Genomic DNA, 14,585 nt, shown 5'->3' with positions numbered 1-14,585 from the left:
TTTTGTTAGATAAGACCATCTACTAAGGATTTTAGAGATGATGATGTCTAACAGAGTGGTAACTATAGACATAGGGATGGATATCTTTCCTATATCTCACGCCTCGATAAACAAATGATGTAATAAAAGGATTAACTAAAAGCTATATTCTTCTGGTTAATTTTGCTCTAATAATTTAAATGCAAAGATTAGTTTAAATAAATTTCAAGGGAGTAAGTATGGAAAATTTTTTAACAACATTTATTGAAGAGTATGGTTATGTTGGTGTAATGCTATTAATAGCGATAGAGAACATCTTTCCGCCCATTCCATCAGAAGTAATCTTAACTTTTTCAGGATTTATGACAACTAAAACAAACTTGTCTATATTAGGAGTTGTTATTTCTTCTACTATAGGCTCTGTATTAGGGGCTGGTATCCTCTATTTTATAGGCCTGCAACTTGATGTAAGCAGATTAGAGAAAATTATTGATAAATGGGGAAAAGTTCTTCGATTGACAAAGAAAGATATACATAGAGCAGATGCTTGGTTTGATAAATACGGTCCATTTACAGTATTCTTTTGTCGGTTTATCCCTTTAATCCGGAGTTTAATTTCAATACCAGCAGGGATGTCCAATATGAAATTAGGAATCTTTTTTATTCTTACTACATTAGGTACATTAATTTGGAACGTTGTACTTGTATATTTAGGAGCAACAGTTGGAGCTTCTTGGGAAGATATCGTTAGTATAATGGATATTTATTCAAATGTAATTTATGTCACCCTCGTAGTGATCGTAATAGTTGCAGGATTTTTATTTATTCGAAAAAGGTTAATAAAGAAAACATAAAGCGATTTTTTTAGATGAGATATAACTCAAATTTCTCACTATTGTGGATTGGAGCGGTCATCCTAGTCATTTTCTTAAGATCTACTTTAAGTGAGTATCAAGTAAATATCAAAACAATTACTAAATAAAATACAGCTTAAATAACTACAAATGTTTCTAATACTATAATTATAATAAATGGTGAATATGAAATCATAACGAAGGCTGCCCTGAAGAAGTTTATGGGGCAGCCTGTTTTGTAGTAAAATGATTCAATTACTTCTCACCACTCTTATAATCTCTTGATTTATATAGCTACTGAACCTAATCACATAATTGGTCTTGTCTTAGATAGTAGAAATGTAGTGTCTCTGCTATGTATTGAATATCCTCTTAGGTTAACTACTAACTAAAGAAAGGTCCCCTTTCCTCTCACTTCATTTTTTGATAAAGTGTAACTTACTATGTATGTGTGGAGGAAGAGTCATGCGTTATGATTATGAACAAATAGACTATCAAGTGGATTTACCAATTAATATTTTCACGCATACTTTAGAACGGTTTCCATATCATTGGCATGAGGATATTGAGATTCTATTTGTATTAAAAGGTGCATTGGAAATAAGAGTTGGTCGAGACAGCTATCAGTTAGAAGAGGGTGAACTATTCCTTGTAAATAGTAATGAACTTCATTTTATTAACGCAAGAACAGCTTTTGGAAAAACTCAGGTGTTGGCTCTTCAAATAGAAAGTGAATACTTAAAAAAGCACCGTATTCATACTGAGAACAAAAGGTTCTATCTAAACTCAAGTGAAGTTGGGACGGTAAATTTAAGTATTGTGAATGAAATGAAGTATATTCTTGCAAATATGATGGATTTGATTCTGAATAGGAAAAAATTGTATTATTTAAAGGTAGAAAAACTCTTACTTGATCTAGTTGTTATTCTAATGGAGCATTTTGAAGTTCCACTACTAGAAAAAGAACGTCAAGATATAGATAATGATCAAAGACTATTAGAAATATTGAAGTACATGAATAACCATTGTACAGAAACAGACTTTGGTTTACAGGGGATAGCAAAAGAATTTTCGTTAAATCCACAATACTTATCTCGATATTTTAAAGCAAAAGTAGGTATGTCTTTAAAAAAGAAATTAGACAGCATGCGCTTGAACAAATCTTTAATGTCATTACAAACAACAGACGAAACGGTTACCGATATCGCTTTTAAATATGGGTTTCCAGATAGTAAAGCCTATTATCGGGTTTTTAAAGAAGTGATGGGAATAACTCCTTCTCAGTTTCGTGAACAATACTTGATAGAAGTTGAGCAAAATATTCCGAAGGATTATTTAAGTATTAATAGTCGAGAATCACTAAAGAATTTATTTAAACATTTAGAACGTAAACAGAAAAATCAAGATGAAATTACTGTAGATAAGAAATATGATATTAATCTCTCTCGAAACACAGAGACTATAAGTCATTCCTTTAAAAAATTAACAACCTTTGGTTATGCTCCACATGCGTTGAGAAAAGAATTTTATGAGCAGCTTCAGGTTGTACAAAAAGAAATTGATTTTGAATATATTAGATTTCATGGGATTTTTTCAGACGAACTACTTGTATACAATGAGCAAGTTGATGGCACATATTTTTTAAATTTTAACCATATAGACTCTTTACTAGATTCTCTACTGATGAATAAGATAAAACCATTTATAGAGATAGGGTTTATGCCAAAGGATTTAGCTAGTACTTCAGATACAATTTTCAGGTGGAATGCTTATGTTTCTCCACCTAAAAATGTCAATCGCTGGTTAGAAATGTTAGAAGCATTCATCAGGCATTTAATTAATCGTTATGGACTAAAGGAAGTAAGAACTTGGTATTTTGAATTTTGGAATGAACCAGAAGTTAAGTATTTCTGGTCTGGAACAAGAGAAGAATTCATAACATTGTTTGCAAAAAGCTATAGATGTATAAAAAAAATCGATCCTGAGCTAAGAATAGGTGGCTTTGGTAATATTGATTTTTTATCTGATATGACTTGGTTAGAGGATTTTAGTAAGTACTTGGAAAAGGAGAAGGTCGAACTGGATTTCTTCTCTTTCCATGTTTACAATCTTTCAAAGGAATCACCGGAAAAAAACGATCCTATTAATGATTTTGGTGATGTGTATCTCACAGGTGATATTATTAAAAAGCTTGAAGAGACAGAGAATATTAAGTTTGGTGATGAACATAATTTTACACGTAGAATTGACAATATCAAAAGCATAATTAAAGGTTATCCTCAGCTGAATAAGGAGCTATGGATAACTGAATGGAACGCTAGTGTTAATAGTAGAGATTTAATACATGATACATGCTATATGGCTTCTTTTATTGTCAAGAATGTCATTGAAAACTTTTGGAAAGTAAAAGGAATGGGATTTTGGACATTTACGGATATTTTTGAAGAATTTAATTTTGAACAGCCTTTGTTTCACGGGGGCTTTGGCTTGATGACATACAATGGAATAAAAAAAGCTAGTTACCATGCTTATTATTTTTTAAGTAAGCTTGGAGATGAACTTGTTTTTAAAAAAGAAGATACAATTGTTACGAAAAGAGGAGAAGACTACCAGATTTTAATTTTTAATTATTCTCATCCAAATAAACTTTATAGTTCATTTGATTTTTCACAGCTGTCTTTAATTAATCGCTACACGGTATTTGAGAATGACTCGAAAAAATCCTACAATTTAAATTTAAATGGTATCCAGGGAGAATATACGTTAAAAAAACAATATGTGAATAGAAAACAAGGCTCTTCTTTTGACGCTTGGGTAGACATTGGAGCGCCAGGTAGCATTGACCAAGACACGATGAGATTTCTTAAAGGGAGGGCTGAACCAGGCATTCAAATTCAGAAGATCAACATTCATAATGAATTCAATTTGCAAACAGTTCTTCATCCACACGAAATACAGCTAATTGAACTAAAAAAAAGGTACTAATTTCAAAGCTAATATTAACAAAATTCATATCAAATGAAACAAAACCAAGGTATTCCCTTTTTTGACAAGGTGAATGGCTTGGTTTTTTTATGTAGTCAAAAATCGGAATAGTATTTCTATGTTATTGGAATGTAGTAAATGAAAAATAAATTTATAGTAGATTTAACAGTTTCGCAGGAAGAAAGCGCAATCATATAAATAATGTTCATTTGGTACTATTCCTGCAGGTTGGATTAAATAATGTGTAAAGAAATCAAAGATAGATAGAAAGAATCTTTCAAAAGAGGAAAGACAGAGTAGTTGCAGGATAATATTGTATTTAAAAATAGAAGTGAATGTTGGAGGGGATCATCATGTCTGAATACTTTAAAAAGAGAAAAGCTAAGAAACAAGAAATAGTGCAACGAGTGAAAGAAGATAAAGCAAAGCGTAAAGAAAGAAAGCAGGAAATTGCTGCTATGCCAGAGGCTGATAGAAAGGCAGCAATTGTAAGCGATAAACAATTGTGGAAAGAACAGAAACAACAAAGAAAAGTAGAATTGAGATCTTTAAGCCGTAAAGAAAGAAGAGCAGCGAAAAAAGAAGCAAAAAAGTACAAAAAAATAAAAAATAGACCAATACGAATCGCCGGCTGGTCGGTTGTTGGTGCGGTGGTATTATTTGCTGTAGTAACGGTAGGGCCGACTGTTTCAAGTATACTTGGGAACATGTCTGGTAAACACATTACAATTGATACAACAAGTGAAGAAGCAGTTAAAGCAAGAGAAGCTGCCGATGTTATTGCCGAAGAAATTTCGGATGAAGGATTAGTTTTATTAAAAAATGAAAACAATTCACTACCTCTAGTAGATAAAAAAATCAATGTATTTGGTTCTACGGCATTTGGCTTTAAATATGCAGGTGGTGGTTCTGGTGCATCAGACTTATCTCGTGCTGTCAATTTATTTGATGCGCTTAACAATGCAGGAATTGAGTACAATAAGGAACTATATGATTACTATGCGGGATTGCCAGAATTAGAAGAAGCAACAGGTAAGGGTGAAACTGGTGCGGTTCAAGTAGTTAAAGGATTGCTTGGTGGTGGTGACGAGGAATCTGGTGAGCCAGAAGTTACAGCTGCTGCACTAGCTAAGGCGAAAGAATTCTCTGATAATGCAATGATTATTGTTCAAAGTAATGCGGTAGAGGCGTCAGATGTAAGTGCGGATCAATTACAGCTAACAGATGATATGCGTGCATTAATTGAAAAAGTAGCTAGTAACTTTACCAATGTGACAATCATCGTAAATGCTGGTAATACTTTTGAATTAGGATTTGTTGAGGAGTTTCCAAGTATTCAATCCATACTTTGGGTTGGGACTCCTGGACCATTTGGAACAAATTCACTTGCTAAAGTTCTATCAGGAGAAATAAATCCTTCCGGACGTATTACTGATACGTATGTTTATGATCTTGAATCTTCACCAGCGAGTGAGAATTTCGGAGATTATAAATATGAGAATTTAGATAAAGCTTACCTTAATTATGAAGAAGGAATTTATGTAGGATACAGATTTTATGAAACCTACTATAAAGGAAATGAAGAGGGATACAAACAAGCAGTTCAATATCCTTTTGGTTCTGGTTTAAGTTATACAACATTTGATTGGAATGTCGTTAGTCAACAATTAAATAATGAATCGATCGAGTTAAAAGTAGAAGTAAAAAATACTGGTAAAGTCTCAGGGAAAGATGTTGTTCAAGTTTACTACTCTGCTCCGTATACACCAGGTGGAATTGAAAAGTCTGCTATTAACTTAGCAACCTTTGCAAAAACAAAGTCTCTAAATCCAGGAGAGTCTGAAACTTTAACAATTACGTATGATACAAGGGATATGGCTTCATATGATATGGCAAATGAGAACTATGTTCTAGAAAAAGGAACATACGAAATTAAACTTGCTAAAAATGTTCATGACATTGAAAGTTCATTGAGCTATGAATTACTTGAAGAAATTGTGTATAACACAGACGCTGATACAGGAACAGAGTATAAAAATCGTTTTACTCAATCAGAAAACGAATTAACAGTTCTTTCTCGTAATGATTGGAAAGGAACATATCCATCAGATCAAGATGATTCAAAAGTTGCATCAGATCTCGTTATTGAAAGAGTTCAAGGACACGAATTTAATAACGATGTGGACATGCCTATAACAGGTGCTGACAATGGACTACAATTAGAAGATTTAAAAGGATTAGACTATGACGATGCTAAGTGGGATAAATTCTTAGACCAATTAACTGTGGATCAAATGATCGATTATGTGTCAGAAGCTGCTTATCACACTATAGAAATTGAAGAACATGGAATTCCGAATACAGTTTTATTAGATGGACCTGCTGGGCTTAATTTCTTCTTTAAGAAGTTCGAAGCTGGAGCATACCCAACTGAAATTGTTATTGCATCAACGTGGAATAAAGATTTAGCCTACAAAATGGGTGAATCAATTGGAAAAGAAGCTAAAGCATATGGAGTTCACGGATGGTACGCTCCAGCTCTTAATATTCACCGTTCACCACTAGGCGGAAGAAACTTTGAGTATATGTCAGAAGATCCTGTATTAAACGGTATGATTGGTGGTAGTATGTCGAAAGGTGCAGGTGACCAAGGTGTTACAGTGTTTATGAAACACTTTATCATGAATGAGCAAGAAACAAATGCACGCTCTGGGATTCTAGTATGGTCAAATGAACAAGCTATGCGTGAATTACACCTACGTCCTTTCGAAATGACAGTAAAAGAGGCTGGTGTAACCGGTGCAATGTCTAGTTTCACTTACATTGATGGTAAATGGGCAAATTCAGAATTATTAAATGGAATGCTAAGAGATGAGTGGGGCTTTGAAGGTGTCGTATCTTCCGATGCGGTGTTCGGTTTCATGGAGCCACAAAAAGCCATTACATCTGGTAATGATTTAATGTTAGATATTTTATCGGTTACAAAGAATAAAAAACTTTTAGAAGAAGCATATGATGAGCATCCAGAAGCGATGACAGCAGGACTACGAAATAGTATGCATAATTCACTATATGCAACACTGAAGACGTACATTTTTAACTAAAAATATTACTTGCTAGAGTAAGAAGGCGGACTATGTCCGCCTTCTTACCAATTAACAACTTCTTAGGCGGTGTGTAGAATGAAACATGAAAATTTAATTAAACAAATGACTTTGGAAGAAAAAGCTTCCCTTATGTCTGGGCAAAACTTTTGGAATACGAAAGCAATTGAACGACTTGGAATTCCGTCCATTATGTTAACTGATGGACCACATGGACTGCGCAAACAAGGCGGGAAAGCAGATCACCTTGGATTAAATAAAAGCTTACCAGCAACTTGTTATCCAACAGCGGCAACGTTAGCAAATAGCTGGGATAAGTCACTGATATATGATGTGGGACAAGATATTGGGAAGGAAGCTCGTAGTGAGGGAGTCAGTGTATTACTTGGACCGGGGCTAAATATTAAAAGAAATCCGTTATGTGGACGTAATTTCGAATATTTTTCAGAAGACCCATTTCTAACTGGTGAACTAGCTAGTGAAATGGTAAAAGGAATTCAGTACAATGGCATTTCAGCTTGTCCTAAGCATTATGCTGTAAATAGTCAGGAGCATATGCGAATGACAATTGATGAAATTGTTGATGAACGTTCACTTAGAGAAATTTATTTAACAGGATTTGAAAAAGTTGTAAAAGAGAGTAATCCTCTTACGATGATGTCTTCTTATAATAAGGTAAATGGTGAGTTTGCAAATGAAAATCAACATTTAGCGAATGACATTTTGTATTCTGAATGGGGATTTGACGGTGTTATTGTAACTGACTGGGGTGGAAATAATGACCGTATTGCTGGGTTAAAAGCTCATAATCAGTTAGAAATGCCATCTACTAACGGAATTACAGATAAAGAGATTGTCGATGCAATAAAAGCAGGAACATTAGATGAATCAATCTTAGATGAAGCGGTAGATCAATTACTATCTCTAGTATTTAAAGTACGTTTAGATGATAAAGAAGCTGTAAAAGTAGATTATGAAGAGCACTACAAAAAGGCTGTTGAAGCTGCTCGTCAGTCTATTGTACTCCTTAAAAATGAAAATAGTATTCTTCCACTTAAAGAGGAAACAAAAGTAGCGGTTATTGGTGATTTTGCAAAAAATCCAAGATATCAAGGAGCAGGGAGTTCATTAATTAATCCCTATAAGTTAAGTAATCCACTTGATAGTTTACAAAATTCCTCTCTAAATATTGCAGGCTATGCACAAGGCTTTAAGCGACTGGGTGGAAAGAGTAGTAAATTGTTGAAAGAAGCAACAAGCCTCGCAGAATCTGCTGAAGCAGTGCTTTTATTTATTGGTCTTGATGAAAGCAGAGAAGCAGAAGGTATAGATAGAGAAGATTTAAAGCTAGATCAAAATCAGTTAGAACTTGTTGAAGCTTTAACTAAGGTAAGTGAGAAAGTTATCGTTGTTTTATCTGGTGGTGGAGCAATTGAATTACCATTTGCAGATGATGTTCAAGGGATTGTACACACATATCTTTCTGGACAAGGTGGGGGTGAAGCTATAGTTGATATATTACTTGGCAAACACAATCCAAGCGGTAAATTAAGTGAAACATTCCCAATTCAGTATAATGATGTAGCTTCCTCAGCATACTACCCTGGTCAGCAAGCAACAAGTGAGCATAAAGAGGGGCTATTCATCGGTTATAGATACTTTGAGACTGCAAATGTACCAGTACTTTACCCATTTGGATATGGGCTATCTTATACTACTTTTGAATATAGTAATATTCTTGAAGACGGCTTAAATGTTAGTTTTGATTTGACAAATACTGGTGAAGTTGCTGGAGCAGAAATTGCTCAATTGTATATTGAAAAGGTAGATTCAAAGATTTTCCGTTCGCAAAAAGAATTAAAAGGCTTTGATAAGGTCTACTTGGAACCTGGTGAAACGAAGCGAGTGACACTAACGTTAACAAAACGAGATTTCTCATACTATAATCCTGAAATAAAGGATTGGGAAATCGAATCAGGATTGTATAAGATTCAAGTAGGTAGCTCAATTCAAGAAATTCATTTGGAGGAAACGATTGAAATGGAGGGTGTTTCTCCAACTGTTTTCTTAAAGGATGAATATCCACACTACGCTCAGGCAAATGCGAAGCATATTCCTGATTCAGAATTTGAAAAAATATTAGGTAGAAAGCTTCCACCTAAAAGTTGGGATCATCATAAAGATTTAGGAATGAATGATACGATTAATCAAGCACAGTATAAAAACTGGCTTGGCAAACTGCTATATAAATCTATTATGTTTTTCCATCATTACTATAAAAGAATTGGAAAACCGTTAACGGCCAATAATGTATACTTTGTTATCAACATGCCATTTAGACAAATTGACCGCTTTTCGGGTGGGAAAGTTAGTAAAAAGAATGTTGAGCAACTTTTACGATGGATTAATCGATAAGATAACAAGGAAACGGTAAAACTCTTCACCAAAAGCATAAATGTTTTTGGTGTAAGAGTTTTTTTAGAAAGCTTATACCATGAAACTATTGTCATTTTGCTGAATTTTTTATGAATAAGTAGCCGATAAATAGACAAAAAAATAAATACAAAAATGGGGTTAACAGATGGATAATGAGAAAATAACGAAGAATTTCAATTTTCGAAGTAGTTTAATTGTAAAAGTTGTTTTTGGAGTAGTCTTTAGTTTAATGATCACTTCACTAATCTCCGAGGTATTCATTAAAGTTTTTTTACCCAGTTTTATAAACGGTATTGCTGGGCTTATTGTAAGTAATCTTGTTTCTTTTGCTTTTACTACCCTCGTTATTGTTTTAGTTATAAGGATTTTAGTGGTTAAAAGAATTAGTAAATTATCAGTAGCATTCCAAAAAGCATCAAAAGGGGATTTAACTGTACGAGTTGATAACCATTCAAAAGACGAAATAGGAAATTTAATCAACGATTTTAACACAATGACAAGCAACTTACATTCAGTCATTAAAAAAGCAAATGATACAGCTACACATGTTTCGTCACACTCTGAGGAGTTAAAAAGTAGTACGGAACAATCAAGTGAAGCAGTTGATCAAATTTCCATTGCCGTCCAAGAGATTGCCTCAAGCTCAGAAGAACAAGTGAATAAACTAACAGACTTAGAACAATTGGCACAATTAGTTGTGAGTGAAATGGACAATGTTTCAGGTTCCATTCAATCCGTTAATCAACTGGCAAATGAAACAAATGATCAAGCAAATTCCGGAATTGAGTTAATTGAGAAAACGATCTCTAAAATGGCTATCATACAGACAGCTGTTAATGAATCATCGGAAATTATTAATTCGCTCGGAGATAAATCCAAAGAAATTAGTCATATTGTATCTCTTATTACATCGATTGCTGAACAAACCAATCTTCTTGCTCTAAATGCGTCTATTGAAGCTGCACGTGCTGGTGAAGCAGGCAAAGGTTTTTCTGTCGTAGCTGAGGAGGTTCGAAAGTTGGCTGAAGAGTCAGGACAAGCGGCTGGTAGCATTAGTAAGCTAATAACGGAAATTCAGAAGGAAACGGTTAATGCTGTTAGCTCAATTAAAACTGGAACAACAGTAGTTGCAGAAGGCACTCAAATGATGGATAAAAGTGGTGAAGCCTTTACCATTATTGTAGATTATGTTCATCAGATTAGTGATCAGTCCAAAGAAGTCAATAGTAGGTCACTAGCAGTGAATGATAAAGCCAAAACAACTAGAGAAATTATTGGCGTTATTACTAGTGGGACAGAACAAGTTTCATCTAGTGTACAAAATGTCGCAGCATCCGTAGAAGAACAATCGGCATCTAATGAAGAACTTGCATCTTCTGCAGAACTACTAAGTAAAGTGGCTATTGAGCTTAAAAATGATATGAATAGGTTTAATGTTAGATAATATTTGTATTGAATGTATCTTTTGTAAGGCATTAAGACGCACTCTCTCCCCACATTTAAAGCAGCCTATTACATCATGAAATCTGTAAGGAGAGAGTGTTTCCATACTTACTTCACTTTATTTCATTAGTTTATTCCATCTTATTCTCATCAATTTTGATAGGGTAAGGGTCAGAGTTCAGGGGTTCGATTTCCCTATCTGATCAACTGAAAGAGAAGCTTCAATTCCTTAGTACACAATGGATTGAAGTTTTTCCTATTTTAGTAAATTGAAATTACTTCTATAAATAAAATTAATAAAACTCAAACACAGTAAATTGCAAGCTACGTTTCCTGGATATGAAAAGGACGGCAACTTTTGACGCCTCCTAATCAGATATATAATGAACTTTTTTCCTATTTGCAAAATAAGCAATTATGGAGCCCGAAATTAAAAATATAATACCAATAATTAGTGAATTATAATCAGAAGTTGCCGTTTTCGGGAGGGTTTTCCCTTTTAGATCTTCTTCACTAGTATTATCTTTATTTTTATCCTGATTGGCTGTATCGTCATTTACACTAGGGGGGATGTTACCATCTTTCTCAGAATTACCGGCATTATCATCGCCCAGTTTTTGGTCATTATTTTTCTTAGGGATATTTGTATTATTCTCATCTGGAACACTGGTATTATCGTCATCAGGTGTATCATGATTATTGTCATCCCCTGGGTCATTTGTGTTATCATCATCAACTGGTGTATCACTGTTATCATCTTCCCCAGGTGGTTTTACAGTAGATCCAACGACCGTGTCTCCATCTTTTTCAATTAAGTATTCTACTTTTTCGCCACTCCAAAAATGGAATGTAAGTTTTACGGAACGTTTTTCATCAATTTCTTTGAAGAATCGATCATTTCCATAAGGAAAAATTATTACATTATCCTCATAACTTGGAGCAAACGCATATCCAAATTCTTTATAAGATGTCCAGCTCTGTGGTCCAGCTACACTTTTATCATCTACATATATAGCTTCCATTGTTTTTAGTAAATTTCCATTAAATTGCATTGGTATGGAAAAATCGCTTATCGAGCCTGATGAGTCTGTCACAATAGGAGTATCATGATTATAAATGGTGAAATACCAATTTGCTCCTTTATTGAATGTTGCAGTTAATACGGATGTTTCTCCAAATTCATCTGAAGAAAATTGGGAAAGCAAGCTTGCTTTTAGGGTGAGCTTGTCACCTTCTAAGACATAGTCTTCTCCGGCAACTAAAGTTTTAGCACCATTCTTTAGAGAAACGAATTGGTTTCCATTTAAGTTGAATGTTCTTGTAACGTCTGTTATTTCTTGACCTCGTTTAATGAAAACAAAGTCAGTGTCAGCTGTTGAAGAACGACCTTCCCAGCTTGCTTTCATCATGTCATATAATTGTGGATCATTCCATTCTAGAGTGGATCTGTTAAAATGCTGTCCATTATCCCAAAGTATATGGATGATTCCTTTTTGTTCAGCATAAGAAATCATATACTCGAAAAATTTTAATTTCTCACCTTGTTGAATTGTACCAGTATTTTGATCAAATCCTAACAAGCCAAACTCTCCAACAACTACAGGAATTCCATTTGAAGTAAACTTGTCATAAATCCGATTGAAATTTTCATTAATATGATTTATTGATTGTTCATCAAAAGTAGAAGTTCCAGCAATGTTCACACTAAAAGGCCAATACCCATAATAATGAACAGTTGAGATGATATATGGATCTTCTTTTTCAATAATCCAGTTATATAGGTTATCTACATGTACCTGGTTTTCGAAATTAGTATAATAAGTAGGTATAACAAGTGCACGAGTTTCGTTTGTTCCTCCCGAATTTCTCACAATTTCGTAAAATGAATCATTGAGTTCATTTAAAAATTGTTGACCTTGAACGTCTCCACCGTCTCCCCAAAATTGTGGTTCATTTAAACTTTCAAACATTAAATTTGATGGATAATCTTTAAAGTGTGTAGATAATTGTGTCCAAATTGAATTGAATTTCAATAAGGTAGTTTCATGATCTGAAGGCATGCCATTGGCAACCCAGCTCCATGAATCATGGTGAATGTTAATCATGACTTTTAAGTCTGCTTCTAGTGCCCATTTAACCACTTTGTCGACTCTACTTAGAAACTCAGGATTAATCGTATAGTCTGGGGCGTCTCCTAATCTAGTATCAAATGTTATTGGGATTCGGATACTATTAAAGCCTTGATTCTTAATCTTTGTTATAAGGTCTTTTGTCACCTCGGGGTTTCCCCATGCAGTTTCATCAAGCACAACCTTATTCGTATCAAAGCCATCAAACGTATTTCCTAAGTTCCAACCAGGCTGCATATCATTTGCGTATTGAACAATGTCATAGGTTGGGGTTTCTGTTGGTGATATTGCCTTTTCTGTTTCTTTAGCAAAACCAATCGTAGGGATGGTTAATCCAATTAACAAAAAAACGGTTAATAATAGCTTTAAGTATCTCATTTAACTCGCCTCCAATTTTAGTAGATTAATTAAGGTGGTAAAGAGAAGCTATTCACCTCTTTTCATTTTTTAATAGATTGATTGTAAACGTTTACAATTTTATGTTATCAAAATAATTTAAGTGTTAATACATGGAAAATTAGATGTATTTTCATAGAATTATTTGATTATTAATAATAAAAAATTTTGCCTAGATATGAAGGTTTTTGAAAAGATACATATAGCCGATGAAGGACATGAGCGAGAGAAAAAGAATGAGGAAAAATGAAAGAATGGTAGAAAAGAAGAGGAGTATGGTCGATAAAATGCATTTGATAGTCGGGAAAAAACTGGTTGACGCGCAAAAGTGGAAGAATGGTCGAAAAGAAGAGGAGTATGGTCGATAAAATGCATTTGATGATCGGGAAAATGCGGGTTGGCGCACAAAAATAGACATTCATGAAAATAAAAACTTTCATGAATGTCTTAATGTAAGAACAAAGATAGTCTATTTGTTGTTCATACGCGCTATTGTCGTAAATATTTTATGATAGCCATAGTAACTAAGGATTGCGACAAAGACACCAGTAAAGAGTAGGAGTAAAAATGGAAAGTATGTGAAACTTATATAAATAATAAAAATACATAGAATGATGATTCCGAAGGAAAATACTGGGTTTGTGATGCTGATAATTAGTACGTTCTTTAAACTCTGAGATAGTTTAGATTCTGTATGAACAGTATCAGAAAAAAAGTATAGTGTATAAAGAAGCAAGAGAGCTAATATGAATAAAAATAAAAAATTTATAAAAGGTGAAGTATTCTTAAAGTAAAGATAGTCAACACTCCCTATTAGCCATAGAAAAGAGATAAAGAGTCCGCCTGAAAAACTCCGTTTATAATTTTCTTTGTAAAACTTCCAAAAGGAACGAATGATTTTTATATCTTCTTTCATGAACCATTTCCTAACAACTCCAAATAAAGCTGTCGTAGCTGGAAATAACAAAGCCGGAGATAAGACAATAATTGAGATTAGTAACAGCATCATCTGACTAAAATCTTCAACAAGAACTAGAAGTAAACTCAAATACGCAATAGGTAAAATAAAAACTAGCCATGTTAGATTTAGTGTGGCTAAATTAATAATCCATTCAAAAACGGGTTGTAATCTTCCGAGAAAATTATTCAATTACTTCAACTCCTCTATTATTTCTGCTTTTTTATAAGACTCTTTTCTGAAGGAATGTTGCTAATTAACCTAATTTTTTGGTTAGTAGCAATGTTTTTATCATATATAA

General features: G+C 33.8%; 8 protein-coding genes. 6 read left to right on the top strand and 2 right to left on the bottom strand.

Going from position 1 to position 14,585, the window contains the following annotated elements; genetic code table 11:
* The first annotated feature begins 218 nt into the window (after window positions 1–218).
* The 5 genes from JOC75_RS09640 to JOC75_RS09620 all read left to right on the top strand — a co-directional run bounded on the left by JOC75_RS09640 (window position 219) and on the right by JOC75_RS09620 (window position 10,802).
* Entirely contained in the window at window positions 219–833 is a 615-nt protein-coding gene (locus JOC75_RS09640) for a DedA family protein (protein ID WP_204953846.1), read from the top strand.
* Window positions 834–1,298: 465 nt separating this feature from the next.
* On the top strand, window positions 1,299–3,818 hold the full coding sequence (locus JOC75_RS09635; RefSeq protein ID WP_204953845.1) for a GH39 family glycosyl hydrolase: 2,520 nt from the start codon (window positions 1,299–1,301) through the stop codon (window positions 3,816–3,818).
* Between the two features lie 353 nt (window positions 3,819–4,171).
* Window positions 4,172–6,922 carry a glycoside hydrolase family 3 protein gene (locus JOC75_RS09630; RefSeq protein ID WP_204953844.1) on the top strand — a complete coding sequence of 917 codons (2,751 nt, stop codon included), beginning with the start codon at window positions 4,172–4,174 and terminating at the stop codon, window positions 6,920–6,922.
* A 78-nt stretch (window positions 6,923–7,000) separates the two neighbouring features.
* On the top strand, window positions 7,001–9,337 hold the full coding sequence (locus JOC75_RS09625) for a glycoside hydrolase family 3 C-terminal domain-containing protein (RefSeq protein ID WP_204953843.1): 2,337 nt from the start codon (window positions 7,001–7,003) through the stop codon (window positions 9,335–9,337).
* Between the two features lie 166 nt (window positions 9,338–9,503).
* Window positions 9,504–10,802: a methyl-accepting chemotaxis protein gene (locus JOC75_RS09620; RefSeq protein ID WP_204953842.1), complete on the top strand. Its 1,299-nt coding sequence runs from the start codon at window positions 9,504–9,506 to the stop codon at window positions 10,800–10,802.
* Between the two features lie 367 nt (window positions 10,803–11,169).
* Here JOC75_RS09620 and JOC75_RS09615 read toward each other — a convergent pair whose 3' ends face one another.
* Window positions 11,170–13,308, bottom strand: a complete 2,139-nt coding sequence (locus tag JOC75_RS09615) for a cellulase family glycosylhydrolase (protein ID WP_204953841.1) — start codon at window positions 13,306–13,308, stop codon at window positions 11,170–11,172.
* Between the two features lie 254 nt (window positions 13,309–13,562).
* On the opposite strand from JOC75_RS09615, the gene JOC75_RS24235 reads away from it, so the two are divergent.
* Window positions 13,563–13,694, top strand: a complete 132-nt coding sequence (locus JOC75_RS24235) for a hypothetical protein (protein WP_275580288.1) — start codon at window positions 13,563–13,565, stop codon at window positions 13,692–13,694.
* A 101-nt stretch (window positions 13,695–13,795) separates the two neighbouring features.
* Here the strand turns inward: JOC75_RS24235 and JOC75_RS09610 are convergent, their stop codons facing one another.
* Entirely contained in the window at window positions 13,796–14,476 is a 681-nt protein-coding gene (locus JOC75_RS09610; protein WP_204953840.1) for a YesL family protein, read from the bottom strand.
* Window positions 14,477–14,585: the final 109 nt, after the last annotated feature.

This window comes from Metabacillus crassostreae (assembly GCF_016908395.1).
Taxonomy (GTDB): Bacteria; Bacillota; Bacilli; order Bacillales; family Bacillaceae; genus Metabacillus; species Metabacillus crassostreae.
Note: the sequence above shows the minus strand (reverse complement) of the source record. Positions and strands in the feature narration are given on the sequence as shown.